Consider the following 24,527-nt stretch of genomic DNA (forward strand, 5'->3'; position numbering starts at 1 on the left):
CTAGTGGTACTCCGTCATCGACCACATCTCCGTCAAAGAAATTTGATTCTTCCCATTTTAATACTATCTATTCGGGCAGACGTGCTACTCCTAGTGGTACTCCGTCATCGACCACATCTCCGTCAAAGAAATTTGATTCTTCCCACGGCATCCTTGGCGGATTAATACTCGGAATCGTCGGTGCATTAGTTTTGGGTTTCTGGGGTTTCGTGGCAGGCGCCGTGCTCGGTTACCAAATTGGCAAGCGATTATGAAAGGACAACACACTCTATGAGCTGGCGATTCAGAAAAATCTTCCGTTGGGGTCCATTCCGCACCACTTGGACAAAACGAGGCTGGGGATCCTGATGCTTTTGGGGCTGATGGGTTACCCAACATAACAAGTCACTGCACCCGACCTTGAGGTAGATTACTGATTGGGATCCTTGGTTTGGGGTGGCGGGTGAGTTCGGCCGTTATGTTGCCAGCGCCAGAGCTGTGCCTTGTCAAGGCTGTTGGTGAAGGGGCGCTGGCGTCTGTGGGTAGTTGAACCGATCGGTGGAAAAATTTACACAACATAACAAGTCACTGCACCCGACCTGATGTTAAAATTCGAGAAATACCCAAAACTGCTGGCGGCGGGTGAGTTCAGCCGTTATATTGCTTGTCTTATTAGTCAAATAGATTTAGTTTAGTCATTTGGAGACAGCATGTCAGAAGGTAAGTTCCAGAACTATGCTCCACTTAACCCAAACACAGCAGAGAAAAAGTTTTGGGAATGCCTCAAAAAGACATTTCAGAATGAGCCATGCGTAGCTTACTTTAGGTATCCAATTTTTAAACGCACAGGCAATCTCACCAGAGAACCTGACGTTATCTTTATGCACAGAGATTTAGGATTGTGGGTATTTGAGTGTAAAGGGTGCAGTATCGCTAACATTGAAAGTATCGAAGGGCATCAGTGGAAAATGACTAATTGGCATAGGGAAGAGGAATTGCCTATGCTTCAAGCTGAGGATGGCATGCTTGCAATAAGTGCGAAACTCGCAGAACGAAGAGAAACACGAGGACTGGTCACCTCACACTACAGAGTGGTGTTACCCTTTGTTAAAGGGCAAGAATGGCAAGATAAGGGATTTTCTGACTTGCCCTGTACCCAAGGCGTTGTTTTGCTGGAGGAGGATCTCAAGCCATCGACTCTCCGAGAAAAACTACAGTTGGGCGCTTGCGAAAAACCACAGCGTCCTCTATCTGATGAACAGTGGCAAAACATCGTTGCTTTACTGGGCGGTTCGCTACCAAGACAAGAACCTAGAGCCATACCCACAGGAACACCACCCGAAAATCCTGTAAGAGTCATCCATTATCTGGAATCTCGCCTTCGTTTTCTGGACGATCAACAGCAAAAGGTAGCTTTTGAGGTTCCAGATGGCCCTCAGCGTGTTAGAGGATTAGCAGGAACAGGGAAAACCGTTCTATTTGCCAAGAGAGCCGCAAAAATCCATGCCGCGCACCCTGACTGGAAAATTGCTTTTGTGTTTTTTACACAGGCACTTTACGACCAAATCATAGGTTTAATCAGTCTTTACTATCGTGAAATGGTTCGGCAGGATGAAGGAGATGTAGAGCCAAACTGGCACAATGTACAAGTACTACATGCTTGGGGTTCAAAAGAGCGTAACGGTTTCTACCGTAACTTAGCCCAAAAATCGGGAATATGTCCTCTGAGTGTCAAGGATGTAAGAGAGAGGATGGGGCGCAACTGCTCTCCATCAGAGGCTTTTGAGTATGTTTGCGATGATCTGGAGAAAAGGGTACCGAACATACCTGTACTTTTTGATGCGATCTTGATAGACGAAGGACAGGATTTGCCCCCATCCTTCTATCGATTAGCTTATAAAAGTTTATCTGACCCAAAACGACTTTATTGGGCATACGACGAAGCACAGGGGATTGGAACCCTGACGGTACCTCGTCCTTTGCATATCTTTGGGCTTAATCCAGATGGAACACCAGTAGTAGATTTAGGTGGGAACAAACTTCCTGATGGAACCATAACCAGCCCTACCTACGAAGGAGGACTGCGCAAGGCACACAATTTAAACCGATGCTACCGAACACCTAAAATGCTTCTCATGGCTGCTCACGCTATCAACATGGGCTTACTGCGACAAGAGGGTTGTTTGCAAGGAGTGAGTAACAAAGAGGATTGGGAAAAACTAGGTTACACTGTTCTGGATGGAGATTTTTCAGATGCAAGTGTCAAAGCTGGCAAAACAGTCACAGTTACGCGCGAGGCAAAAAACAGCCCTCACCCCATAGACAGTGATGATTTTCCTCACAAGGACGCTTTAGGCTCACCTTTACGCATCCAGACTTTTTCGGATGAGTTGGAAGAGCAGGAATGGATTGCTCAACAAGTGGAGGAAGATCTGAAGTTAGGCTTCGACCCTTGGGACTTGTTGATTACTTGCCCCACTGGTGATAAAGAACAGCAGTACTTTGAAGCAATAAAATCTAAACTCTCAAGTCGAGGTATCCAAAGCGTTATTGCAGGTGTTGATACAAATCGGGATATCTTTCGCATGGATAACTGCATCACGATCTCAACAATTTTCCGAGCCAAGGGCAATGAGGCGTGGAAGGTTTATGCTTGCAGATTTCATTGTGCTACCCAGCCATTAGCTTGGAGAGGAGAGTCAGAACTACAGAAGCGTAACGAAGCCTTTGTTGCACTTACACGAGCGCGTATCTGGTGCGTTGTAACTGGGGTTGAGGGTGCGAGCCCAGTTTTTGAAGAATTGAGAGCTATTGTGCAACAGTACCCAAATCTAACCTTTAAAGCATTCAATCAATCCTCATTGAAAAGGATTAATGATGAAGATTTTGAATAGCAAATTAGAAACTCGTATCAATATTTACTACCAATTGTAAGTGCAACATAACAAGTCACTGCACCCGACTTGAAGCTATACTTTAGTCATTACCCAAAACTATAGCTAGGTAGGTTAAGGTTGTCGCCTTAAGATTCTGGGAAACCAATGTGGGGCTACGCCCAGCGACCCATATCATGCCAACCTTTGTATGCTTAGCTATACTGGTGGCGGGTGAGTTCAACCGTTATGTTGCCAGCGCCAGAGTTGTGCCTGGTCAAGGTTGTTGGTAAGGGGGCGCTGGGGTCTCCAGGTAGCAAAGGCAATCGGTGTAAAATCTACACAACATAACGAGTCGCTGCACCTGACCCAGTGTTATGTTCTGAGCAGTTCCTAAAGCTGTTAGTAGCAGGTGAGCTTAGCCGTTAGCCAGCGCGACTTAATCTCAAGTGTAATAATATCCAACATCGAGGAGTTGGAAAGATGAACACAGTGATTACCATTCCTCTGGATGCAGATACAGCGAGACTTTACAGGCAAATTCCTGCTGACCTGCCAAGAAAGTTTCAGTTGTTACTTAACCTTTGGCTGCGCGACCTCATCGTACCACCGCGTCCCCTTCAGGTTGTCATAGATGAAATCAGCCAAAAAGCACAGGAGCGTGGCTTAACTCCTGAGATACTGGAATCTCTGCTGAATGTCGAATGAACCATGCTTTGTTTTTGATACCAATGTTGTTATCAGTGCGCTCCTGTTGAGATGTTCTGTCACTCGTCAAGTCTTTGACAGGGCAACACAGAGAGGCAAATTGCTTATCTCACGTGTGACCGTTGAAGAATTGAGCGATGTCCTGCGGCGCAAAGGATTTGAAAGGTATATAACCGAGGAAGAACGGATGGAGTTCTTGAGCACTTTTGTTAGAGATGGCGTCTTGGTGGAGATTGTAGAGCGCGTGGCGACGTGTCGTGATCCCAAAGACGACAAGTTTCTTGAACTGGCTGTTAATGGCAAGGCAAGATGTGCGTGCCGTTAGATGTACCCAGAGACAAGATGATGAGCAAGCTCAAATGCCCTCATTGCGGGAACCCAGGGATCCCTGTCCTCTGCAAGGTGTGCCTCGGCTCAACTGTGCCTGCGACCTGCAAAGCGTTATGAATCTTTGTTTGAGTCGTAATTGAGAGGAAATAGGTGAGCTATAATTCCTAATGGACTTTTCTTTTCATTGCGGGTTGGGTAATGCAAAAACAGGAAGTCCTTACATTACTGGCAAATCACCAGAACACTCTGAAGGACTTTGGCGTAAAGTCTCTAATGCTCTTTGGTTCAGTAGCAAGGGATGAAGCGCAAACAGACAGTGATATCGATCTGCTAGTAGAGTTTGACCGTCCAGTTGGATTGTTCACTTTTGTACGCTTGAAACGATATCTAGAGGAAATTTTAGAGAGTCCGGTTGATCTAGGTACGCCTGACTCCCTCAAGCCCTATCTGCAAGAATCCGTTCTCCGGGAGGTGGTTCGTGCCTTCTAGAGATTGGCAGAACAGAGTAAGAGACGTGCTAGCTGCGATTGAAGAGATCCGAGAGTTTATAAAAGACATCATGTTCGATGAATTTCAAGTCGATCGAAAGACAGTTGGGGCAGTTTTGTATAATCTTGCAATTATTGGTGAAGCAGTTCGCGGCATTCCACCAGAGGTGGAGGCTTCGCATCCTGAAATTCCATGGGACGAAATGCGGGTCCATGGGACGAAATGCGGGGAATGCGGAATATTGTGATCCATGAGTATTTTCAAGTGAGTTTGTCCATCATCTGGCAAACGATTCAAGAAGATCTTATTTTATTAGAAACCTCTCTTCGACAATTGATAAACCCTTAAGAGAAATGTATAATGTCGGAAGTAACAGCAGCATTAGACCTCACCTCATGCCCGGCTCCGATCCAGCGCGCCCATTTACTGTGGTGGTTGCCGACAACTTCCACTATGTGGAGAAATATAAAGAGTACGAGTACGGAAAGTTTGAGACCCTCGAAGCCGCAATTGCCGCTTGTAAGCGTATCGTCGACGAGTTTTTGATTGAGGCTTTGCGGCCCAGCATGACTGCTGACGAGCTCTACAGCGAATACACTTCGTTTGGAGACGACCCGTACATCGTTGGCTCGGAGGAGCCGGAAGTTCCCTTCTCAGCCCGTACCTAAGCAAAGGCGCGGTGTCTGGAGTTATGTGGATCCCAATCTGCACAAAACGCTGATGAGGATGAATCCGACAAATTGCCGGAGCAGCATCGGAAATAGAGGCAATTAAGTTAGATGAGGATCCCTCTGGGCCAGGATATATGGTTGTTTCAGACTGCAGGAAAGCAACTTGGGGATCCCAGGTTCCCCTAGTCTGCTTTGGGAGACAGATAAGGGGTATGTTTGTGTTGGCCGGTTAGAGATCGAAGGCAGGGCAAATGTCCCAGACTTATTCGGAATGACTATCGCGAACGGAGCTATTGTACTGGCTACCGTCTCATCGCCATTTGAATTGACTATAAATAAACACACAAGCTCTCAAGCACGGGGGGGCAACGGTGGGCATTGGATCCCGGGAACCAGGGATTCCAGCAAGCCGCTACAGGCATCCCAGAGCAGCTCGATCACGTAATGGAATCCAGCCTCACCCCCGTAGTAGGGATCCGGAACTTCTTCGTCAGAATGAGAGCGGCAATAGCTGCACATCAGGCGCACTTTCTCGGCATATTTTCCCTGGGGATCCAAGCTGAGAATGTCGCGGTAATTTTGTCGATCCATAGCCAGGATCAGGTCAAACTCGCGCAGGTCGGCAGGTCGAATCTGGCGGGCCTTGCCTTGTAGCTCTAGGCCATAGCATCGGGCTGCTTGTTGCATGCGCCTATCTGGGGGGCTGCCGATGTGATAGGCTGCCGTACCTGCTGAGTCGCAGATAATTGCTTCCTTATGGCCGCTGCTGCGCAAAAGGTGATTGGTGATGCCCTCAGCAGTGGGAGAGCGACAGATGTTACCCAGACAGACAAACAGAAGCTTTTGGCTCATGGCAACCTCCCCATCGGCTCCCATGTGTGGGCCCACCACAGGATGTATCCGCCTGCAACAGCGGGACGGATTCCCTTTCTATTTTCCACCAAGAGCCGCTGCAATGTTTTGCCGGCGGCTATCGTAACATTGCAGATTTAATTGAACCGACAAGGGATCCCCAGGCACTGCTGCAATAGCTTCAGGTACTCTTGTCCATCCATGAGAAAGGCACCAAAACGGGCCAGGTGCGGGTTCATCAACTGAGCGTCGAAGAGGCGAAAGCCCCGCTCCCGTAAGTGCTCCACCAACTTCACCAAGGCCACCTTCGAGCCGTTGGGGATGCGGTAGAACATCGACTCGCCGATAAACGCCGCTCCAAGGGCAATACCCAGGATCCCGCCTGCCAAGGTCTCTCCCTGCCAGGTTTCAAAGCTGTGGGCAAAGCCAGACCGGTGCAGAGCTGCGTAAATCTGCTTCAGCTCGGGGCTAATCCAGGTTTGGGGACGAGCGGCACAGCCCTCTACCACCTGCTCAAAAGCGCAGTTCAGCCGCACCTGAAAGCGACCGCTGCGCACCAAGGGCCGCAACGAACGGGGGCAGTGAAATCGCTCATCGAGGGGGATCACCGCGTGCCGGTCGGTGCCGTACCAGGCCAGGGATCCCGTCTCTTCGTCGGCCATCAGAAAGTAGCCTTGGGCATAGCCTGCCAGAATGGTGGCCAGATCCACCTGCATCGCCTCAGTTGCGCTCCTCAAGATTGCCATTCTGGAGAGAGACTGGCAAAGTCTCCCCCATTAGCCCTGGGGTGGCAATCCACACAGCCGCTCACCCGCACAGGAGTGGGAAACTCCACTTGCAGATGCAAAGCGCGGAAATAGCGGGAATCTGCCAAGCGATAGGGCACCTGTTCCCCTTGTCGCAGGGGCCGGGAGTTGGGCCGCAAATAGCCCCAGGCCAGTTGTAAAGCCACACCGCTCAGGGGCTGGATCTGCTGGCCATAGTGGTTGGGATCCTGCAGCAGCCGTCGCCAGGTTTCGGTGGGCAACACTTGGGCGGGCAACGCCACATGGCAACTGCCACAACTGCGCACATATTGAGCCTGCTCCAGTTGGGCTTGAGTCAGGCTCTGCTGCGCTTGTGCCCCCAGGTTCTGGGCCGATCCCGCCAGCAGGGATCCCATAAACCCGGACAGGATGACTACCATGCTCCAGATCCAAAACCGCCGGCGTCGTCCTTGCAAAGGAGCCATGCTCTCACACCCACTGCCCATGCTTTCCCACTCTAGATCAGGTGGCCGCTCGCCACAGTGGGACGGAGTCCATAAGATCCGGCCTCAATTGTTGGGATCGGCTGGGTCTACGCTCAATGGCGCGGGTGCGCTCGTCAAAGCGGTCTAGGGCTTCTCGAAAATACTGGCCCAGCATTGCTTGACCTTCTCGAATTTCGGCAATCAACACCTCGTGATTCTGAACAACTCGGTTCAAAGCTTCCAAACCTTGGGACAGGCTGGCTGCGGTTTGAATCGACAAGCTTTCCTGCTCAGGGGTCATCTTGCTCTTGCTCCTGGGGATCGCCCTTGCGGTGGGATAGTTCATAATAGCGGGGCTGCAGACTTTCCCACCAAACGCTCATGAACTCGCCCAGCTTACTCTGGCCGGATCCCGACGGGATCCCAGTGCCCTCTCAACCGGGGATCCTCGGCATTTTGGCTTCCGGCAATGGCAGCAATTTCGAAGCTATTGCTCAAGCCATTGAGGCTGGGGAACTGCAGGCCCAGATTGCTGTGGTCATCACCAACAATCCCAAAGCTTATGTGCGGCAGCGGGCCCAAAAGCGAGGGATCCCTTGCGTCTTGCTCGACCACCGAGACTACCCCCGTCGCGAAGATCTGGACGCCGCCATTGTCCAGGTGCTCTGGCAGCATCACGTGGAATGGGTGATCATGGCCGGGTGGATGCGCCTGGTTACCCAGGTGTTGTTGTCTGCCTACCCGGATCGCGTCTTGAACCTGCATCCCAGCCTGCTGCCCAGTTTCAAGGGCCTGCGTGCCGTTGAACAAGCCCTGAAGTGCGGTGTGAAAATCGCCGGCTGCACCGTTCATCGGGTCACCCTGGAAATGGACAGTGGCCCCATCGTGGCCCAAGCAGCCGTGCCGGTTCTGCCCGAAGATACCGTGGAATCCCTTTACCGGCGCATCCAGGCCCAGGAGCACCGCCTCTACCCGCTGGCCATCCGCCTCTGCCTGGCAGAGGGATCCCTGCTACCCAAGTCTTCGGGGAAGCTGCACAATTGAGGTTAAGTCCAACGCTGGCGCATCCCATGGCCGAGATCCCGCCTCTCCTCGTCTTCGATAGCCCGGTGATCCTGGCCGGTCGTCTGGCTCTATGGCAGGAGTGGGCTCGATTTGGGGTGTGTGTGCTGCCGCAGGCAGTGATGGCCGAGTTGGAACGCCTGACCCGGCAGGCTATTGATCCCCAGGAAGAATCGACAGCCCGCGAGTTTTTGCGCCACTGGCCCAGCCTGGGGTTTGCCGTCTCAGAAGCCCGTGCCTTGGTGGGTGGCGCCGGTGCCGGCGATCAGTCCATGAGGGTACGCTTGGAAGAAGCGATTGCCGAATGCGCCTATGCCCTGGCCCAGCAGCAGCCGGGAACGCTGGTGGTTTTGGTCAGCAACGACCGGCCTTTGGTGGGGCGAATTCAGGGTCTGGGTCTCAACAACCTCTGTGCCATCTCTCTGGCAGAGCTGAACCGGTGGATGCGTCAGCAGCAGCGCCCTCAGGCTGTGGTTATGGCTTTGAATCGGTTACCAGGGCCACCCATTCCTGCCGCCCAGTTGACGTCCTCTACCCTCGCTCCACCTGCCCGTCCCTTGAGTTCCTCTCCAGCTTCCGGGAACCCCCCCGCCCAGGCGCGGCAGCGGTCTGGAGCTGCTCAGGTGGGGCCGAGCACAGCCCGCCTCTGGCCCTTTTTGAAAAGCCTACAGAATGCCCTTGCGGTGTTGCTGGCTCTGGTTTTCTTCTCGGCAGCCGGGTTGCTGGCCTGGCGCCTGCTCGATCCAGAAGGAAGTGAAGGGATCTGGCAGCGGCTACCTCTCTCTCGGATCCCTTGGATTCGGGATCTATAGCCAGTTATTCCGAACCAACTTAAGACCCTTTCCGGTCTTCAGCCGGCCGCAGTCATTTTATAGTCGTTTCAGTTATTTCAGGTTAGGGTGAGACTCCTGGGCTGCTGATCGCGCCAGCGGGACGGAGTCCTTGAAAAGCCCTCTGGCCCTGTGCATTTAACGTTTGTTTTAGTGTTGTTTTAGGTGTGAGTGCAGTGTCCTAGTTGGAATGAAACGACCGTAATGAGGAATGAAACTGTTCCGTCGCATTGCCTGGGGGTGGTCGCGGAAGCGGCGTGGAAGGCTTGGGCGGCACCGCTGAGCAGCTGGGAAGCGTCTTAACCTAACTTGAAATGACTACAATGGGATCGACTCCAGCTCTTCTCCCAAGATGGGATCCCTGAAATACAAAGTTTGCTGCCAACCAGGATGAATTGGGTTTTGGCGCAGGTCAGCAGTGACGGGATGGCCAAAGTTACTGCTCAGCAATTGTAACGTTAAAGCCCTTATTTTTCAGGGTTTCCGCATGGTAGCGGGCATATTCCAGTTGTTCAAATGCTGCCAACTGCACAAACTTCTGGCCATTCACATCTTTGACAAAGGCCCCATCAGAAACTTCTCGAGCACGTGCCAAGCTCTCATCTCCCGAGTAGGTAGTGAGCACCAAGAAGGTTCCCTCGCCGCGGTTCGGCCCCAGAGAGTCTACGCTGTTGTCGCTTAGGGGCACCACGTTCTGGGATCCCGCAGAAGTAGGCGATGAAGGTTGGGACGGGCGCTCCAGGCTGGCTGCCAACTGCTCCACCGTTTGCAAGCTGGGGGGAGAGGGTTCCTTGGAAGCCAAGGCCAAGTCGGTCTGCAGGCTGTCCAGCAGGTTGGGAACGTCTTGAAGGGGATCCACCTGCAAGTCCTTCCAGTCTGGGGTGGCCGCCAAGCCCAGGGACAACCGACCGGGATCCAAGCCACCGGAATAGAACTCCTCTCCCACCTGCCCTTCCACCGGTTCCAGTGGGATCAGGGGCAACTGGGCCAGATCCACCTGGGCAGGGATCCCTTCTTCCGCCCTGCTGGCAGCACTTTGGGGCAGGGACAGTTCTTCCGGCCAGATCAGCCAGCGCACCCCAAAGCCAATCCCCGCGCAGGAAAGCACCCACAGCAGCAAGACCCAGAGGGGCGAAAAGGCCCCGGAGGGCCGCGGCATCTCTTCCTCTTCCAAGTCTTCCACCACCTCTTGAATGAGCACAGGTGAAGGGCGCTGTACAGAGCTGGTATTCCCAAGCTGACCTGCTCGTGGGGGCGGGACAGAGTCCATGCGCTGCAAACGCTGCCAGAGGCGGAATCGCTCCAGTTCTTTCAGCACATCCAAATGCAGATGGCTCAGCGCCTCCTGAAGAGCAAGTTGAGGAACTGGATGTGAATGGGACTGCTGTGCCGGAGACAGGGGTTGGGTAGGGTCTGGGGGAAGCGGAGAAGGACTCATAGACAGCCCACACTCAACTTGATGTAAAGTCGGAGAGCAAACAATGCCGATCCACTGTTACAGCCGGAAACAGCCTAACAGGAGAACCCACCTTGGGAACAAGGATTGCCAGCGCCCCATACTTGCCATAAACCACCATGCCACAGGGCTATGGCAGTCTTCTAGGGCTTTGCCTCCAGATAAAGGGCACGCACATCTGTCGGTAGGTTCTGAAGCAAGATCTGGCGGGCAGAGGCAACGATGGCATCCACGTCTTCTGGGGCGAGGTAATATCCGTCAGCCTTGAGTTGGTCGGCAATGCGAACCGGTGGCCAGCCAAAGCGATCCCGCAGCAGCAGAATGAAGCGCAGATCCCCCGGCAAGGTATCCAAACCAGCAGTCAAATAACAGGCCAGTGCCGGTGAAAGAGAGGACTTCGCCCCGCCTCTGGTGGAGTCGAGACTGCAAGAAGCTTGAGGGTGGGTGGGGATCCCGTCAAGGGATTGAATCAGCTCACGGGTTTGCTCCGCCAGCCAGGGTCGCAGCACAGGATCCCCTTCGCCAGCCGCTTCTTCCACAAGGCTGTGGACATCTAGGCGCTGTAGGCGCAGGTAAAGCCGCAACCAAACCTGCTCTCGATAGGCAGCCCACTGCTCGGGCGGCAGATGTTCGGCAAGGATCCCGTCCACCCACTGGCAGTAGCGGCAAAACAGGCCGATGAAGTAGCGCGCCACCTCCGGCTGCCGTTGAAAGGCCCGCAGCAACTCCAGATCGCTGTAGTGGGCTACCCCCCGCACAAGAGGAGCATCGCATTCCGGCCAAAAGGCGGTAGCTTCGGGCATGAGAATTTCTCCCGCAGAAAAATCCCTAGCTATTCTCCAGGATCTCCCGGCAGGCCGATAACAACTGCTCCTGCTCCGCCAAGGTGCGCAGGCCAATGCGCAGGTAGCGATCTCCCAGCTCGGGAAAACTCAGGCAATCCCGCACCAGAATCCGGTGCCGCTGCAGCAGCGCCCGCTGAATTTGCGTGGCAGAGCCAGGGCAGCGCACCAACACAAAATTGGCTTGACCAGGCCAGGGATCCCAGCCGGGCAGTGCTTGCAAACCCCTGAACAAATGCTCTCGGGCCACGGGTAGCCAGGCCAAGGTGCGCCGGCGGAAGTCCTCATCGGCCAAAGCTGCCGCCACTGCCACTCCCGCCAATCCGTTGACGCTCCAGGGATCCCGCCACTGTCGCCAGCGCTGCCAGTGATCCGGGTGCCCCACCGCAAAGCCAATGCGCAAGCCGGGCAGTGTGAAGAACTTGGTGAGGGAACGGATGACGATGGTGTTGGGGTGAGCCGCCAGGTGGGGGATCAAGGTTTGGCTGCGGGGCATTGCCGACGGGCTGGAGTTTAAGCTCAGGGTGGGCTCCCCCGGCAAAAAGTCCATAAAAGCCTCGTCCACCACCACCCGGTCGAACTGGGGCAGGAGAGGCAGGATATCTTGCTGCGGGATCAGCTGGCCCGTCGGGTTATGAGGGTTGTTCAGCCAGAGCACCCGGTTTCCCTTGCCTGCCACCGGAAGGGGTTCCTGCAGAAGGGTAAAACCGGCGGATCCCTGGCCGGGGAAAAAAGGCAGCGGCTTGATGGTTACCCCTGCTGCCCGCAGAGCCCGCGCATAATCCCCAAAAGCAGGCTGGGGCAGCCATACCTCCCGCCCTTGCGCATCCCGGGCTGCCCAGGTGAGCAACTCCGCTGCCCCATTGCCCACAAAGATCCACTCAGGATCGACGGCCCAATGGTTGGCCAAACAGATGCGCAAGTCCCGATAGTCGGGATCCGGGTAGCGGCTGATTACAACCGGGTCTGCTGCAGACAGCGCCTGAGTCAGAGCTTGCAAGACCGATTCCGGTGGGCCCAGCGGATTCAAGCTGGCCGAAAAATCCAGAATCTCCTGGGGAGAGCAGCCAGCGATTGCTGCTCCCCAAGCCCAATTGCCACCATGTCGAGGCTGCTCCACGCCCTACCCAGCAGCCGAGTCCCAACCCGGCAAAATTAAGATTTCCCCCCTGCTACTGCTTCGCGGAATGACTTGCCCGCCGTAAAAGTGGGGACGATGCTCTCTGGGATCACCATTTTTTGGTTGGTTTTCGGGTTGCGACCTTCCCGCTCTTTGCGCTTGCGAGCCTCAAAGGAGCCGAAGCCCACCAGGGTCACCTTCCCCTTGGGTTCACCGTTTTCATCGCGGGATGCGACCTCTTCGACAATGATCTCCAGTGCGGCGGAAATGACAGCCTCCGCTTCTTTTTTGGTTACATTGGCGCGATGAGCGACGGCATCAACAAGTTCTGCCTTGTTCATCCTGATCTCCTTTTGAGTTAGGCAATAAAGTTAGAGCGTTCCCTGGATCGCGGATTCGCTCAGGCGTTGCAGAGCGGCCACGGCCCAGAGTGTTCTCAGTGTGTGGGAGCGGGGCTTGCCCTGCAATGCGCCAAGGCGCCACTGGCGCGAATGGCAGGATTGTGGCAGTTGAGCTCCAAATCACTGACATATTCTACAGCTAAGTTAGGGCAGAAGCCTGCTGGGCAAGGGGTTTTAGGGGATCTTAACGCAATTTTCTGGGAGACAAGAGACTGCATATACCCAGTTGGCTCGGATCCGACAGAAAGCTAGGGCTCACGACTCGGGTCGGAAGTAGGCCCGCATCACCTCTCGAAAGATGGGAGCGGCCCGTGATCCACCCCCACCGCCGCTGTTTTCCAGAAAGACCACGACCACCAATTCGGGCCGGTCGTAGGGAGCATAGCCAACATACCAAGCGTGGGATCGCCGCGGCGGATCCTCTGCGGTGCCGGTTTTACCAGCCGTTGGGGGAAATCCTGGCCCCAGGTTGGCGTTGCCGCCGGTGCCGTAAACCACGACATCTCGCAGCCCCTGCTGCAGGATCTCCAGCGTGGCAGGGGAAAGACCTACCTTTTGGCGCAGCGGCACAGGGCTTTCCGGGATCACCTGGTGCGAGAGCAAGGGGCGCACCCGCCAGCCCCCATTGGCCACTGCCGCCGTTACCACCGCCATTTGCAGCGGCGTAGCGGTAATAAATCCCTGGCCGATGGACATGTTGACCGTGTCGCCCACATACCAGGGCTCGCGCCAGTGGCGCTGCTTCCACTCAGCATCCGGCACCAGGCCAGCAGCCTCCCCTTTGAGGCCAATCCCGGTCAGTTGTCCCAACCCAAAGCGGCGCGACCATTCTTGCAAGGGGGCAGCCTTGGTGCCGAGGGCGATTTGGTAGAAAAAGGTGTCGCTGCTGTAGGCCATCGCCTGCCGGTAGTTCAGCCGCCCGAAGCCGGCCCGGTTCCAGTCCCAAAAGCGCCACCCTCCCACCTGGATGTAGGGGCCGGTCTGCAGCACCGTATTCGGGGGAAAGGCTCCCGACTCAATCCCGGCAGCGGTGGTGATGATTTTGTAGGTGCTGGCGGGGGGATAGGGCCGCAGGCCGCGGTTGAGGAAGGGAAAATCCTGCTGCTGCAGGCTCTCCCACTGGGCTTGGGTGATGCGGCTGGAAAAGAGGTTGGGATCAAAGGTGGGATAGCTGGCCATGGCTAGGATCGACCCATCGCTGGGATCCATGGCGATCACCGCTCCTTTTTGCTGGCCGAGGGCTCGCTCTGCCGCCTGCTGCAGCCGCACATCCAAAGTGAGCTGCAGGGTGTTGCCCGGTTGGGGCGCATGTTCCCCCAGCACCCGCAGCACCTCTCCCATGGCGTCCACCTCCACCTGTCGCCCGCCCCATTGGCCGCGCAGATGGTTCTCGAACAATTCCTCCACTCCCATCAGGCCAACGATATCCCCCAGGCGATAGCTGGGATCCGCCCGCAGTTGTTCCTGCGAGATCTCGCCGGTGTAGCCCAGCAGATGAGCGGCCAAGTCGCCGTGGGGATAAAACCGCACCGTCTCCGCCTCCACCATCACCCCCGGCAGCTCGCGGCTCATCTCCTCCAGTTGAATGACCACCTGGGGGCTGGCGTTGCGCAGGATGCGCACGGGAAAAGGGGAACGATATCCAGCCTGTTCTAGCTTTTGGGCGATCTCCTCAGGGGCCATGTTCAAGTAGTCTGCCAACTTGGGGATCATCTCCTGCCAGCGCTGCCGAGACTGCACCAGAGGCCAGAGGAAGACCGAGTGGGACAATCGGCTGCCCGCCAGCAATACACCGTTGCGATCCACAATGCGCCCGCGTTCTGGCGGCTGGGGCAGCAGGCGAATGCGGTTGGTATCGGCCAACTGGCGGTAATACTGGGTGCGCGCCAACTGCAGGTAGGCCAGACGGGATCCTAGCCCTCCGAACAGCAGCAGGCTGGCCAGCAAGAGCAAGACAACGGCCCGATAGCCTTGCCCCACCGTTTTGGTCGGCAGGGATCCCAGCCAGCGAGGGCTACCGCCGTCCGGCGGGGGTGGGGGAAGTACCCGGCGGGGGGCAGGCGGTCTGGAATGGGGGGAGAACAGGGCTTGCGGATCCCGTCCTGCCAAGGTGTGGGGGCTTCGCGCGGCGTTGCTGACGGGGTAGAGTTTGGCCATGAAATTGCCAGAAGAATTGCAACCGATACACCCAAAATCGAGAGGAGATGCCCGCTCTCGGGCAGGCAGTCTCAGCATCCATCCAGTATCCCTGGCTGCGGCAAGCCTCGTCCAGGAGTGGCAGCGTGGATAGAGCAGAACAACAGCGGCTACGCCAGGCTGCCTGGCTGATGGTGGGCAATGGCCTGCGCCTGGGGTTGTCCGGGGCCTATTTCATCCTCTTGGCGCGGCTGTTGGGGCCGGAAGCCTTCGGGGTTTTCTCTGCCATCTTGGCCTGCAGCAACCTGGCCGCCCCGTTTGGCTATTTGGGCCAATCGGAACTGCTGATCCAGCGCCTCAGCCGGCAGGGATCCCCGACTTGCACCCAGGGGATTGGCCCCAGCTTATGGTTGGCGGGATTGGGCTGTGGGGGGATGGCGCTGGTGTTGTGGCCCCTCTTGAGCGTTTGGCTGGCTGGGACGCCAGCAGCGGTGGTGGGGGTATTGCTCTTGAGCGATCTGCTGTTCATCGCGGTGCCAGAGGTGTACAGGGGGATCCTGATCGGGAGAGAGCAGGCTGCTGGGGTAGCCCTCATCGACACGGGCATGGCGCTGGGGCGATTGGGGGCAGTGTTGTTGGCGGTGGCCTTAGGCTGGGGATCCCTGGTGCAATGGGCTGTTCTGTACGGCCTGATGGTGTTGGTCGTGCTGCTGCTGATCGCGAGGGGGATGGGGCGGTGGAGCGAGCCTTCTCCCCCCTTGGCCCTGAGCTGGCGAGATCTGCGGGAACGGCTGATAGCGGGCTGGGACTTTGCGGTGGGGCTGGCCGCGGTGAAAACCTTCACCGATTTGGATAAGCTGCTCTTGCCCCGTTTGGCCTCAGCAGCGGCGGGGGGTCTTTACAGCGCTGCCTATCGGGTGATCAACTTCTCGCAAACGCCGATGATCGCCCTGCTCACCAGCCATTTTGCCGAGCTGTGCCGCCAAGGGCAGAAGGGCCTTCCGCAAGGCTGGCGCTACGCCTGTCACCTTTCCCCTTGGGTGGTGGGCTACGGCAGTTTGGCCGCCCTGGGGCTGGCGCTGGGATCCTACGGGATCCCCTGGGTGTTGGGATCGGCTTACCGGGAAACGGCCCTCATCCTGCGCTGGCTCAGCCCGGTCATTTTGCTAGAGGGGATCCACCTTTTGCTGTCTCACCTGCTCACCGGGGCAGGGTTGCAAAAGCCCCGCAGCCGTCTGCAACTGATGGCTCTGGGGCTGAATGGGCTTTTGAATGCGGTTTGGATCCCAAGGTGGGGTTGGCAGGGGGCGGCCCTGGCAACCTTGCTGTCGGAGATGGCCTTGGTGCTGGCCTTGCTGCTGTTGATTCGGGGGCAGCTGCGCTCTCTGCAGAGAGCTGGGCCTAGGGCGCCTTAACGATTTTGTAGGTGGCTTTGGCATCGGGGCCAAAGGTGATCACATCCCCCGACTTGAGCTGGTGGGTGGTCAATTTCTGGCCGTTGATCAACAAGCCATTGGTGCTGGGGCGACCTTCCAGATCCCCATCCAAAATGCGGTAGCAATATTCTCCCTCTCGCTCGGCGGGAATCCGCAGCAGCATGGCGTGGTAGCGGGAGGCATACTGAGAGTTGAGACAGATGTCGTTCGCCAAGTCCCGACCGATGAAGTATTTGGCGGATCCCAGCACCTGGGTACGGCGGCCATCTCGGTCTTCCACGATCAAGATGTGCTGGTGGGTACCGGAAGGAGAAGGCACAGATTCAACCATACTTCCGCTGTCAATACCAGTGTTTAACCGTACCTCAAACTATACCGAAGTTTAGCCTTCTTCCTGCTATCGCTGGGTCTGCAGAATCGCTCATCCAGCGCCCCAGAACTCTCGACCGATCCAGTGGGCTAGCGAGGAACATTCTGGAGCAATGAGCCGACCCATCCGGGGAAGAGGGTGTAAGCTCCTACCGCCCATTGGGCCATGCCCACCACCACCTCTGACTTGGACTGGCGAGCGGCATCCCAAATGGCTTCGGCAACTTCTTCCGGCTGGCTGACCCAAAAACTCTCCAGCGCCTGTTGCATTTGCTCACGGGCTTTGCCACCTGAGGTTTGGGCTTGGCTGTCGGGAGAGGACGCTGGCCCCACCTCATCCAGAAAAATGGCTCGCTTGAGGAAATTGCTGCTGACGATGCCCGGATGGACGCCAATTACCTGGATCCCTTGGGGTTGCAGTTCCAGACGCAGCGCTTCTGTCAGCCCACTGACCGCGTACTTGCTGGCACAATAGGCGCTCATCTGGGGCAGGGGCATTTTGCCGCCAATGGATCCCACGTTGATGATCTGGCCTTTTTTGCGCTTCAACATGTCGGGGAGCACGGCTCGGATGGTGTGGAGGTAGCCCCAAAAGTTGACCGCCATCAAAGCCTGCCAGTGTTCCAGGGTAGTTTGCAAAAAAGGGCCACTCATGCAGATGCCGGCGTTGTTGATCAGGCAATCGATGCGGCCATAGCGTTCCAGAGTTCTCTCCACCAGGTTTTGCACCTGTTCTGGCTGCGTGACATCGGTGGGAACGGCCAAGACCTCGGCGTTGAGGCTTTGCTCTAGGTCGATGGCCGTTTGCTTCAGGGTTTCGGCAGTGCGGGCAGCCAGCGCCAATCGGTAACCCCCACGGGCAAAGGTAAAGGCAGTAGCTCTGCCGATGCCTTCAGAAGCGCCTGTAATTAAAACAACATCGGCCATCTTGCTTCTCCGTAAATCTGGACTGGGATCCCTCTACCTGTTGTAGCTTCTCCGAGAGTTAGGGATCCCTGCTTGGCTGAGGGCTTAAGATACTGAACAATAGCGAAGATAGGGTGTATGGCCTCTACCTACTCATTTGACATCGTCAGCGATTTCGATCGGCAGGAACTGGTGAACGCTGTAGATCAAGCCCGGCGGGAGATCAAACAGCGCTACGACCTCAAGGATACTCAGACGGAAATTGAGCTGGAGGAGGGATCCCTGACCATCACCACCGCCAACGACATGGCCCTCAACTCCATTCGGGATCTGCTTCTTACCAAAGCGGCCAAGCGGGGTCTATCCCTGAAGATCTTCGACTTTCAACCCCCAGAGAGCGCCGGCGGCAACCGAGTGCGCCAGGTGGTTCACCTGAAAAAGGGCATTGATGCCACACTGGCCAAACAGATCGCCAAGCAAATCCGCGACAACTTTAAGAAAGTGCAGCCTGCCATTCAAGGGGATCTGGTGCGCGTTTCCGGCAAGGATAAAGACGAGCTACAGGCGGTCATTCAAATGCTTAGGCAGCAGGACTACCCGGTGGCGCTGCAATTTGTCAACTATCGATAGGGATCCTCTGGGCTTCCGTATCTTTCCCCTCAACCCCTCTTGCAAGATTAGAGATCTCAGGATCTGTGAAATGTTGGGTTTAATGGCTGCTGGAAATGGTGATGGCCTACGCTCCTCAAAGCTTGAGTTTTCGGCCAATTGGGATAGGGGGCTCTGGTGAGAAATCTTGTGAAAGTAACCGTCGGAATCAAGCCAGCAAGTCTCTGAGAATCTCATTGGAAAATAGCCAGCCATCGGGCGGAATCAGCCGTAGCCGGCCTGCCTCACAACTGGCCCATCCCTTCTCAAAATAGGGATCCAGCCTCTCCAAAGCTTGCTCGACCTTTGGGTGGCCAAAACGCTCCTGTAAATGGCACAAATCCAGACCTTCCTTTAGACGCAACCCCAACATCAAAGTATCCATCCAAACTTCCTCTGGGGATGCTTCAGGAGGGAGAGGGTGGACTCCGACTTTCACCTGCTCGAAGTAGTGGTAAAGGGTTTTGGGCTGCTGAATGCGCCGTCCCCCCTCGTAGCCGACGGATCCCATGCCAAAGCCAAAGTAAGGGCGATTTTCCCAGTACACTCGGTTGTGGCGACAGGCGTAGCCGGGGCGGGCAAAATTGGAGATTTCGTAGTGGATGTAGCCCGCTTCGGTGAGCAGCTCCCGCGCCATTAGGTACATGGCAACTGTGGTTTCCTCGCTGGGCAAAGGTGCTGCTCCCGGTCGGTACATCCGACCAAAGCGGGTTCCCGGTTCAATCGTCAGATCATAGACGGAGACATGGGTGGGGTTAATCTCAAGAACAGCTCGTAGAGACTGCTGCCAGTGTTCCAAAGTCTGGTAGGGCAGCCCAAAGATCAAATCCAGGTTGAAATTCTCAAAGCCCGCCGCCTGCAAGTCGGCCACGGCTTCGTAAACTTCCTCCACTCCATGCAGGCGACCACAAGCGGCCAGCAGCTCTGGCTGAAATGCCTGTACCCCTAGGCTGATGCGGTTGACCCCCAGCTCCCGGTAGCCCGCCAACTGCTCCCGCGTCAGGGTGCCGGGGTTGGCCTCCAGAGAAATCTCGCAGTCGGGATGAAACGGGATCCTCTCCCTCAATTGAGTCAAGATCCGCCCCAGTTGCTCCACCGTCAGCAGAGAAGGGGTGCCACCCCCGAAAAAAATGCTGGTCAACGGTCTGGGATCCCCGGCCAGATGGCGGTAGCGGTAGGAGCTGCCGATCTCTCGGCAGAGCATCTGCACGTAGGTTTCCATCAACTTGCGGGTGCCCAGGCCGGTGGCAAAATCACAGTAGTGGCAGCGTTGCCGACAAAAAGGGATGTGCAGGTAAGCTGCTTCAGGCCAATCAACCTGGTCGCGGCAGCATTGCAGAGCAGTATCGGTCGGAGTGGGATTGTGCAAAGCCGTTGCCACAGCCATGGGTCAGCTCAAACGGGATAGAACCACTATACTGATAGACTCCGAAACTCCTCACGAGGAGGGATCCCATGGGAGCTGTGCGCCTGGCGGTGATCGACTATGAGGCGGGAAATCTGCATTCGGCTTGCAAAGGGCTGGAGCGGGCCGGAGCTGAGGTGCAGCTAGTAACAGAGCCAACTGGACTAGCGGCTTTTGACGGCATTGTCCTGCCCGGCGATGGGGCCTTTGACCCAGCCATGCAGCAGCTGCGGGCGCGGGGCTTTGGGAAAGCGATCCGGGAAGCTGTGGAGCGGCAACAGCCTTTTTTAGGCATTTGCCTTGGGCTGCAAGTTTTGTTCGAAAGCAGCGAAGAGGGAACAGAGCCAGGGCTGAGCATTGTGCCTGGACGGGTGCAGCGCTTTCGACCGGAGCCGGGCTTGCGTATCCCCCACATGGGCTGGAACCAGTTGCACCTTACCCAACCCCAATCGCCTCTTTGGGCAGGGATCCCGGATCAAAGCTGGGTTTACTTTGTCCACTCCTACCACGCAGTGCCCAATGACCCAAGCTGGGTGGCTGCTACCACCCAACACGGCAGCCAAACCTGTGTAGCCGCTATTGCCCGCGGCACCTTGTTTGCTACCCAATTTCACCCCGAAAAGTCGGGCCCTGTTGGCTTGCAGATGTTGCAAAACTTTGTCGAGTTTGCTGCCCGTTGCTCCCTTTTATCTGCTCCCAGAGCTTAGTGCCCCATGAACTACTGGCTGATGAAATCTGAGCCCAGCGTTTACAGCATCTGGGATCTGCAGCGGGAAGGCCAAACCCTCTGGGATAGCGTGCGCAACTACCAAGCCCGCAACTATCTAAAAGCCATGCAGGTGGGGGATCGCGCCTTTTTCTACCACTCCAACGCCAACCCTCCCGGCATAGCCGGCTTAATGGAGATCGTGGAAACCCAGGTGGTGGATCCCAGCCAATTCGACCCTGCCAGCCCCTACTATGATCCCAAATCTACCCGCGAGGATCCCCGCTGGCATACGGTGCGAGTGCGGTTTGTCTCAGCCTTTGGGCGATTGATCCCTTTGGCTGAATTGCGAGACACCTTCACCCCAGAGGAGCTGGAAGTAGTACGGCGGGGCACGCGACTGTCGGTCATGCCGGTTGCCGAAGGGGTGGCGAAACGATTGCTGGCGCTGACGGGAGTTTCTACGCAGTCTCCTCTATAGATGGGCGAGGCCAACCTGAGTGGGGCCAATTTGCGTGGCGCCGACCTAAGTGGGGCGGATCTAACGGGGGCGGATTTGCGAGGGGCCAATCTGTCGATGGACAACCTAAAGAGCGCTTTTCTGGAAGGGGCAATCTACAGTGCCAACACCCGCTTTCCCGCCGAGTTCGACCCAAAATTTGGAGGGGATGACATTGTTCGGCGCTGACCCCAGCTCACCGGCTTAAAATTCATGAACCAAAAGCTGAGAGCCCCCAGCGCTGTAAGCTATCGAAGGCCGCGTAGGCCGTCAGATCCGGCTGCAGGGGCGTAATCGACACATAGCCCTCAGCAACCGCCCGCACGTCCGAACAGGGATCCACCTCCTCTTCCACCACCTCTCCAGCTAGCCAGTAGTAGGCCTTGCCGCGCGGATCCACCCGTTTCTCGTAGAGATCTGTGTACTTGCGCCAGGCCAGGCGGGCCAAGACCATGCCGCGTATTTCAGCCAGCGCTAGGGGGGGCACGTTGATGTTCAACAGCATCGGCTCCCCCAGGGGTTTCAGGCTCAGTTTCTCCAGTAGCTTCAGCACCACCTGGGCCGCTGGTTGAAAATCCTGATGGGTAAAACTGGCCAAGCTTACTGCCAGGCTAGGGATCCCTTCCAATAGCCCTTCCATTGCCGCCGAGACGGTGCCGGAGTAGAGCACATCCGTGCCCAGATTGGCTCCCTGATTGATGCCGGAAATCACCCAATCGGGAGGACGATCCAATAGCCCGTCCAGACCTAACTTGACACAGTCGGAAGGGGTGCCCGAACAGGCCCAGGCCTGCACTTCTGGAGGAAATCCCTCCCGCACCGGATCCACCCGCAGCGGCTTGTGCAACGTCAGGGCGTGGCCGGTGGCCGAGCGCTCCCGATCCGGACAGACCACCGTTACCTGGTGCCCCCCCAGCTGGGCCAGCGCTGCCGCCAAACACCGCACCCCTGCCGCCTGGATGCCATCGTCGTTGCTGATGAGAATATTCATCCCAGCCACCCCACACCCGCCCTTAGACATACACCAGTCTGACCCAATGATCTGCGCTGATCCCCCAGGTAGCCGAGTTCAGCGGCAGAATCTGAAAATTTACGGCTTCTTGGGGTTATTATTGGACGTAGCCTTTTGAACAATATCAGTAGGAACACAATGTCACCCTATGAGGTCAAGTGCCATTATGAAGCTAAGGTAAAGTAAACCCTGCGGTTTCCTTCCTCTTTGTATTTGCCTTCTTGTGTGTATCTTGCTGTTTCTCCGTCCCCATCTTCCTAAGACTCCGTCCCGTTGACGTGTAGGTGCTCCGCACCGCCGGCGCGAACGCGGAAGCGTTGCATAGCCTACAGCCGGGTAAAGCTGGAAAGTCTGTAAAACCCATCAGGTCGCTCGAGCGACAGGAAGTTGATCTCATGTCACTTGTTTCCATCACATCGGCAACAGAGGCTCAGGAATGGCGTGAGCTTTGCCAGTGGGCCGAGGAGCACTACCGCTGTCGCACCTTTCCCAAAGACGTGCGCATTCCCACTCGTCCGGGATTGGTGTACATCACCCAAGAGGGAGTGGTGCGCCTGGTCAGCCAAACTCCAGAGCGGCGGGAGGTCTTTGTTGGGTTCATCACGGCTGGATTTCCTTTTGAGCTGAGCAACCCAGAGCGCTTTGAGTTGAAAGCCTGCACCCACGCCGATCGCACCACGGTGATGTGGTTTTACTGGCAGGATCTGGAGCAGTGGCCCTATCTGCACCAGAAGATTCAGGAAAACTTCCGCCAGCAACTGCAACGGAAGCTGCTGTGGTTGGGAAATCTGGGCCAACGGCGCGCCATCGATCGCCTCAAGGGCTTCTTGAGCCTGTTGATCGAAGAGTATGGACAGCCCTGTGAACAAGGGATGTATCTCCCCTGGCCCCTTACCCATGCCCAGATTGGGGATGCCATTGGGGCCACCCGCGTGACGGTGACTCGTCTTCTGGGATCCCTGCGTTCGAAAGGGTTTGTGCAGGTGCTGGATCAAAACTTAATTTGCATTCCCAACGGGGTAAAGCTCCAGCCCACTCCGAAGAAGGCGGCCAGCGCCTAACCCTGCTGTCTAGATGCTATCCAGAGTGTTATGCCTACAGCAGTCGGGAACTGCACTGCTGACGCGATCGGCCTGCAGCTCCACTACCGTACTTGGGGAAAAGGGATCCCCTCCCTCCCAATCTTGATGCTCCACGGCCATCCGGGCAATGCCGACTGCATGGCGGTATTTGCAGAGGCAGTGGCGGGGATCCACCCCTGTGTGGCGCCAGATCTGCGTGGCTATGGACGTTCGCAGGTGACGGATCCCTTTGAGATGCAGGATCACCTAGAGGACTTGGAGCGGCTGCTGGATCGCCTGGGCTGGCAGGCGTGTCTGGTGCTGGGCTGGTCTTTGGGCGGGATCCTGGCCCTGGAGTTGGCTTTGCGGCTGCCGCAGCGGGTAAAGGGTTTGGTCTTGGTGGCCAGTGCCGCCTGCCCCCGCAGCAACCATCCCCCCACCGATTTTTGGGATCAGGTCAACACCGGCGTTGCCTCGCTGCTCAACTGGCTTTGGCCCGGCTGGGAATGGAACATCGAGACCTTTGGCCGTCGCTCCCTTTACCGCTACCTGATGCAGCAACAGACCCCAACGGCCTATCGGTATTTGGCGCACATGGCCTTGCCCGCCTATCTGCACACCTCCCCCCAGGCTCGCCAAGCTCTGCGCGCCGCTTTGCAACGGGGCTACAACCGCGAGGGAGATCTGCACCGAATTCGCATCCCGGTACTGCTTATGGCCGGCGAGCGGGATCGCCACATCACCGCCAACAGCAGCCTGGCCACAGCCCGCGCCCTGCCCCACTGCACCTGCATTGTCTATCCCAACGTGGCTCATCTCTTTCCCTGGGAGATCCCCGACCGGGTGGGACAGGATCTGCGCCGCTGGCTCAGCGCTCAAGACTGGGCAAGTGGGATCCCGGTGGTTGGCTCTTCCGCTTCCTCTGCAGACAAGGCGGCAGAAGCCTGACCCTGGGCCAACTTCCGCAGCCGGGCAAAGGCCTCTTCCTCTAGATGGATCTGCTGCTGCTGTTGTTCTTCTGGGGTGCGCAGGCGCTTTCCCAACGGCTGTTGCAGCGTGCCCAAGAGCAACGGCTCGGAAACTCCCGGCTCGGGATGGATGACGGTGCGGGCCCGCAAGGTGAACACCGGCGAACCGGTGGAGAAGCGGCCCGGGGATCCCAAATCGCTGGCCGCCTGCTTCAGGGTGAGGATCAGTTGCTCTGGGGTGATATCCGGGCTGACAGCAATAACCGCTCGATCCGCCCCTTGGTCATAGACGGTGGTGTAGGGGGCAGCACCGGGAATGCGGGAGCGAAAGATCGGCCCCAAGCTGAGGGCAAAACATCCCGCTGTTAAAACCAGCGCAAACGCCGTGTAGCCCACCAGCGCAAACTTCAAGGGCCAATTGCGGATCCAGGCCAGCAGGGTGAGCACAGCCAGCAAGCCTGCTAGACCTAGCCCAATTTGGGTGGCAGAGGCAAAGAAAGATTCCAAAGTTGCATCCATGATTCCCCAGTTTAGCGG

At 56.6% G+C, this 24,527-nt stretch carries 31 protein-coding genes; 17 read left to right on the forward strand and 14 right to left on the reverse strand.

Features of this window, described 5'->3' with window-relative positions:
• The 8 genes from NW829_RS01090 to NW829_RS01125 form a co-directional block, all read left to right on the forward strand.
• Nucleotides 1–254, forward strand: a 254-nt coding sequence (locus tag NW829_RS01090; RefSeq protein WP_414416251.1) for a hypothetical protein, incomplete at its 5' end; no start/stop codon positions are given.
• Between the two features lie 435 nt (nucleotides 255–689).
• Nucleotides 690–2,873, forward strand: coding sequence for a DEAD/DEAH box helicase (locus NW829_RS01095; protein WP_414416252.1), 2,184 nt, complete (start codon nucleotides 690–692; stop codon nucleotides 2,871–2,873).
• 462 nt (nucleotides 2,874–3,335) lie between these two features.
• The gene (locus NW829_RS01100) at nucleotides 3,336–3,560 is read left to right on the forward strand and encodes a hypothetical protein (protein ID WP_414416253.1); all 225 of its coding nucleotides are present in this window, start codon (nucleotides 3,336–3,338) and stop codon (nucleotides 3,558–3,560) included.
• Nucleotides 3,550–3,885: a putative toxin-antitoxin system toxin component, PIN family gene (locus NW829_RS01105; protein WP_414329508.1), complete on the forward strand. Its 336-nt coding sequence runs from the start codon at nucleotides 3,550–3,552 to the stop codon at nucleotides 3,883–3,885. The genes NW829_RS01100 and NW829_RS01105 overlap by 11 nt, the downstream gene beginning before the upstream one ends.
• 203 nt (nucleotides 3,886–4,088) lie before the next feature.
• The gene (locus NW829_RS01110; protein ID WP_414329506.1) at nucleotides 4,089–4,379 is read left to right on the forward strand and encodes a nucleotidyltransferase family protein; all 291 of its coding nucleotides are present in this window, start codon (nucleotides 4,089–4,091) and stop codon (nucleotides 4,377–4,379) included.
• Nucleotides 4,369–4,626: a DUF86 domain-containing protein gene (locus NW829_RS01115; protein WP_414416254.1), complete on the forward strand. Its 258-nt coding sequence runs from the start codon at nucleotides 4,369–4,371 to the stop codon at nucleotides 4,624–4,626. Before NW829_RS01110 ends, NW829_RS01115 begins: the two co-directional genes overlap by 11 nt.
• Entirely contained in the window at nucleotides 4,611–4,727 is a 117-nt protein-coding gene (locus NW829_RS01120) for a HepT-like ribonuclease domain-containing protein (RefSeq protein ID WP_414416255.1), read from the forward strand. The genes NW829_RS01115 and NW829_RS01120 overlap by 16 nt, the downstream gene beginning before the upstream one ends.
• Nucleotides 4,728–4,774: 47 nt before the next feature.
• Nucleotides 4,775–5,047 carry a hypothetical protein gene (locus NW829_RS01125; RefSeq protein ID WP_414347213.1) on the forward strand — a complete coding sequence of 91 codons (273 nt, stop codon included), beginning with the start codon at nucleotides 4,775–4,777 and terminating at the stop codon, nucleotides 5,045–5,047.
• 354 nt (nucleotides 5,048–5,401) lie between these two features.
• Here the strand turns inward: NW829_RS01125 and NW829_RS01130 are convergent, their stop codons facing one another.
• The 4 genes from NW829_RS01130 to NW829_RS01145 all read right to left on the reverse strand — a co-directional run bounded on the left by NW829_RS01130 (nucleotide 5,402) and on the right by NW829_RS01145 (nucleotide 7,434).
• Nucleotides 5,402–5,902, reverse strand: coding sequence for a low molecular weight protein-tyrosine-phosphatase (locus tag NW829_RS01130; RefSeq protein ID WP_011432541.1), 501 nt, complete (start codon nucleotides 5,900–5,902; stop codon nucleotides 5,402–5,404).
• Between the two features lie 137 nt (nucleotides 5,903–6,039).
• On the reverse strand, nucleotides 6,040–6,618 hold the full coding sequence (gene aat, locus NW829_RS01135) for a leucyl/phenylalanyl-tRNA--protein transferase (RefSeq protein ID WP_414416268.1): 579 nt from the start codon (nucleotides 6,616–6,618) through the stop codon (nucleotides 6,040–6,042).
• Nucleotides 6,619–6,635: 17 nt separating this feature from the next.
• Nucleotides 6,636–7,088 (reverse strand): hypothetical protein, encoded by a 453-nt coding sequence (locus NW829_RS01140; protein ID WP_414343436.1) that lies wholly within the window; start codon nucleotides 7,086–7,088, stop codon nucleotides 6,636–6,638.
• A gap of 82 nt (nucleotides 7,089–7,170) precedes the next feature.
• Complete coding sequence (locus NW829_RS01145) at nucleotides 7,171–7,434, reverse strand: hypothetical protein (RefSeq protein WP_414343434.1); 264 nt, start codon at nucleotides 7,432–7,434, stop codon at nucleotides 7,171–7,173.
• Between the two features lie 80 nt (nucleotides 7,435–7,514).
• Between NW829_RS01145 and purN the strand changes: the two genes are divergently transcribed.
• Both purN and NW829_RS01155 read left to right on the forward strand, forming a co-directional pair.
• The gene (purN, locus tag NW829_RS01150) at nucleotides 7,515–8,177 is read left to right on the forward strand and encodes a phosphoribosylglycinamide formyltransferase (RefSeq protein ID WP_414413075.1); all 663 of its coding nucleotides are present in this window, start codon (nucleotides 7,515–7,517) and stop codon (nucleotides 8,175–8,177) included.
• A gap of 26 nt (nucleotides 8,178–8,203) precedes the next feature.
• A complete protein-coding gene (locus NW829_RS01155; protein ID WP_414416256.1) occupies nucleotides 8,204–9,007 on the forward strand; it encodes a PIN domain-containing protein in 804 nt (267 codons plus the stop codon).
• Nucleotides 9,008–9,461: 454 nt separating this feature from the next.
• Here NW829_RS01155 and NW829_RS01160 read toward each other — a convergent pair whose 3' ends face one another.
• The 5 genes from NW829_RS01160 to mrdA all read right to left on the reverse strand — a co-directional run bounded on the left by NW829_RS01160 (nucleotide 9,462) and on the right by mrdA (nucleotide 15,079).
• Nucleotides 9,462–10,343 carry a hypothetical protein gene (locus tag NW829_RS01160; protein WP_414416257.1) on the reverse strand — a complete coding sequence of 294 codons (882 nt, stop codon included), beginning with the start codon at nucleotides 10,341–10,343 and terminating at the stop codon, nucleotides 9,462–9,464.
• A gap of 281 nt (nucleotides 10,344–10,624) precedes the next feature.
• The gene (locus tag NW829_RS01165) at nucleotides 10,625–11,284 is read right to left on the reverse strand and encodes a hypothetical protein (RefSeq protein WP_414416258.1); all 660 of its coding nucleotides are present in this window, start codon (nucleotides 11,282–11,284) and stop codon (nucleotides 10,625–10,627) included.
• A 25-nt stretch (nucleotides 11,285–11,309) separates the two neighbouring features.
• Entirely contained in the window at nucleotides 11,310–12,443 is a 1,134-nt protein-coding gene (gene cobD, locus NW829_RS01170) for a threonine-phosphate decarboxylase CobD (RefSeq protein ID WP_414416259.1), read from the reverse strand.
• A gap of 35 nt (nucleotides 12,444–12,478) precedes the next feature.
• Nucleotides 12,479–12,784 carry an HU family DNA-binding protein gene (locus tag NW829_RS01175; protein WP_414332065.1) on the reverse strand — a complete coding sequence of 102 codons (306 nt, stop codon included), beginning with the start codon at nucleotides 12,782–12,784 and terminating at the stop codon, nucleotides 12,479–12,481.
• A gap of 315 nt (nucleotides 12,785–13,099) precedes the next feature.
• Nucleotides 13,100–15,079 carry a penicillin-binding protein 2 gene (gene mrdA / locus NW829_RS01180; RefSeq protein WP_414416260.1) on the reverse strand — a complete coding sequence of 660 codons (1,980 nt, stop codon included), beginning with the start codon at nucleotides 15,077–15,079 and terminating at the stop codon, nucleotides 13,100–13,102.
• A gap of 47 nt (nucleotides 15,080–15,126) precedes the next feature.
• On the opposite strand from mrdA, the gene NW829_RS01185 reads away from it, so the two are divergent.
• Nucleotides 15,127–16,395: a lipopolysaccharide biosynthesis protein gene (locus NW829_RS01185; RefSeq protein ID WP_414413472.1), complete on the forward strand. Its 1,269-nt coding sequence runs from the start codon at nucleotides 15,127–15,129 to the stop codon at nucleotides 16,393–16,395.
• Here the strand turns inward: NW829_RS01185 and NW829_RS01190 are convergent.
• Both NW829_RS01190 and NW829_RS01195 read right to left on the reverse strand, forming a co-directional pair.
• Nucleotides 16,382–16,747, reverse strand: coding sequence for an FHA domain-containing protein (locus tag NW829_RS01190; RefSeq protein ID WP_011432528.1), 366 nt, complete (start codon nucleotides 16,745–16,747; stop codon nucleotides 16,382–16,384). The two genes, NW829_RS01185 and NW829_RS01190, sit on opposite strands and share 14 nt — an antisense overlap.
• A 128-nt stretch (nucleotides 16,748–16,875) precedes the next feature.
• Entirely contained in the window at nucleotides 16,876–17,712 is an 837-nt protein-coding gene (locus NW829_RS01195) for an SDR family oxidoreductase (RefSeq protein WP_414416261.1), read from the reverse strand.
• 117 nt (nucleotides 17,713–17,829) lie between these two features.
• Between NW829_RS01195 and NW829_RS01200 the strand changes: the two genes are divergently transcribed.
• On the forward strand, nucleotides 17,830–18,321 hold the full coding sequence (locus NW829_RS01200; protein ID WP_011432526.1) for a YajQ family cyclic di-GMP-binding protein: 492 nt from the start codon (nucleotides 17,830–17,832) through the stop codon (nucleotides 18,319–18,321).
• Nucleotides 18,322–18,508: 187 nt separating this feature from the next.
• Here NW829_RS01200 and hemW read toward each other — a convergent pair whose 3' ends face one another.
• Nucleotides 18,509–19,726, reverse strand: a complete 1,218-nt coding sequence (gene hemW, locus NW829_RS01205; RefSeq protein WP_414413470.1) for a radical SAM family heme chaperone HemW — start codon at nucleotides 19,724–19,726, stop codon at nucleotides 18,509–18,511.
• A 68-nt stretch (nucleotides 19,727–19,794) separates the two neighbouring features.
• Here hemW and hisH point away from each other — a divergent pair, with 68 nt between their 5' ends.
• The 3 genes from hisH to NW829_RS01220 are packed head-to-tail and all read left to right on the forward strand — an operon-like array spanning nucleotide 19,795 to nucleotide 21,138.
• The gene (gene hisH / locus NW829_RS01210) at nucleotides 19,795–20,451 is read left to right on the forward strand and encodes an imidazole glycerol phosphate synthase subunit HisH (RefSeq protein WP_414416262.1); all 657 of its coding nucleotides are present in this window, start codon (nucleotides 19,795–19,797) and stop codon (nucleotides 20,449–20,451) included.
• 6 nt (nucleotides 20,452–20,457) lie between these two features.
• Nucleotides 20,458–20,931, forward strand: a complete 474-nt coding sequence (locus NW829_RS01215) for an EVE domain-containing protein (protein ID WP_414343414.1) — start codon at nucleotides 20,458–20,460, stop codon at nucleotides 20,929–20,931.
• Nucleotides 20,932–21,138, forward strand: a complete 207-nt coding sequence (locus NW829_RS01220; RefSeq protein WP_414343413.1) for a pentapeptide repeat-containing protein — start codon at nucleotides 20,932–20,934, stop codon at nucleotides 21,136–21,138. It begins immediately after the preceding gene.
• Between the two features lie 22 nt (nucleotides 21,139–21,160).
• On the opposite strand, the gene surE is transcribed toward NW829_RS01220, so the two are convergent.
• On the reverse strand, nucleotides 21,161–21,940 hold the full coding sequence (surE, locus tag NW829_RS01225) for a 5'/3'-nucleotidase SurE (protein ID WP_414328916.1): 780 nt from the start codon (nucleotides 21,938–21,940) through the stop codon (nucleotides 21,161–21,163).
• Between the two features lie 416 nt (nucleotides 21,941–22,356).
• Between surE and NW829_RS01230 the strand changes: the two genes are divergently transcribed.
• Together NW829_RS01230 and NW829_RS01235 are read left to right on the forward strand one after the other, a co-directional pair.
• Nucleotides 22,357–23,022 (forward strand): Crp/Fnr family transcriptional regulator, encoded by a 666-nt coding sequence (locus tag NW829_RS01230; protein ID WP_011432518.1) that lies wholly within the window; start codon nucleotides 22,357–22,359, stop codon nucleotides 23,020–23,022.
• A gap of 30 nt (nucleotides 23,023–23,052) precedes the next feature.
• Nucleotides 23,053–23,970, forward strand: a complete 918-nt coding sequence (locus NW829_RS01235; protein WP_414416263.1) for an alpha/beta fold hydrolase — start codon at nucleotides 23,053–23,055, stop codon at nucleotides 23,968–23,970.
• On the opposite strand, the gene NW829_RS01240 is transcribed toward NW829_RS01235, so the two are convergent.
• Complete coding sequence (locus tag NW829_RS01240; protein ID WP_414406945.1) at nucleotides 23,898–24,509, reverse strand: Ycf51 family protein; 612 nt, start codon at nucleotides 24,507–24,509, stop codon at nucleotides 23,898–23,900. The genes NW829_RS01235 and NW829_RS01240 overlap by 73 nt on opposite strands.
• Between the last annotated feature and the right edge of the window lie 18 nt (nucleotides 24,510–24,527).

Origin of the sequence: Synechococcus sp. R55.8 (assembly GCF_047461895.1) — a bacterium.
In the GTDB taxonomy this organism is placed as follows: Bacteria; Cyanobacteriota; Cyanobacteriia; order Thermostichales; family Thermostichaceae; genus Thermostichus.